This is a genomic window from Streptomyces tricolor (genome assembly GCF_002155905.1).
Lineage (GTDB): Bacteria > Actinomycetota > Actinomycetes > Streptomycetales > Streptomycetaceae > Streptomyces > Streptomyces tricolor.
This window is the reverse complement of the sequence record NZ_MUMF01001080.1, coordinates 1-496: the sequence shown is the minus strand read 5'-3', so window position 1 is coordinate 496 and position 496 is coordinate 1. Positions and strand designations below refer to the sequence as shown.

At 76.6% G+C, this 496-nt stretch carries 1 protein-coding gene; it reads left to right on the top strand.

The annotated features are described in order from the left end of the window. Nucleotides 1-496, top strand: a 496-nt coding sequence (locus CCN44_RS42860) for an FAD binding domain-containing protein (protein WP_208639960.1), incomplete at both ends; no start/stop codon positions are given.

The following is a 496-nucleotide window of genomic DNA, read 5'->3' as shown; positions in this document are numbered from 1 at the left end:
CGCACCCGCTGCCCGGGTCCCGCTTGTTGCAGGGTTTGTCCAGGTCCTGGAAGTAGGGGCAGCGGCTGCGGCGCCCGCGACGGCGTCCACCGCGACCACGCCGTCCTCGGCCACTCCGAGCAGTGCATCGCCACCCACCCCTCCGACATGGCCGTCGCCCTCGCCGCCCTGGACGCCCAGGTCGAGCTGTACGGCCCCGAGGGCAGCCGGCGCCTCCCGGCGGCCGACTTCCACCGGCTGCCCGGCGAGCACCCCGAACGGGACACCTGGATCCGCCCCGGCGAACTGATCACCGGCGTGCTGCTCCCGGCCGCCACCGCCGGCGTCCCGTCCGCCTACCGCAAGGCCCGGGACCGGGCGTCGTACGCCTTCGCCCTCGCCTCCGTGGCCGTCATGCTGCGGGTCGCGGACGGCGTCGTCGACCAGGTCGGCGTCGCCTTCGGCGGGCTCGCCCACCGGCCCTGGCGGGCCCGGCACACCGAGCTGGCCCTGCTGG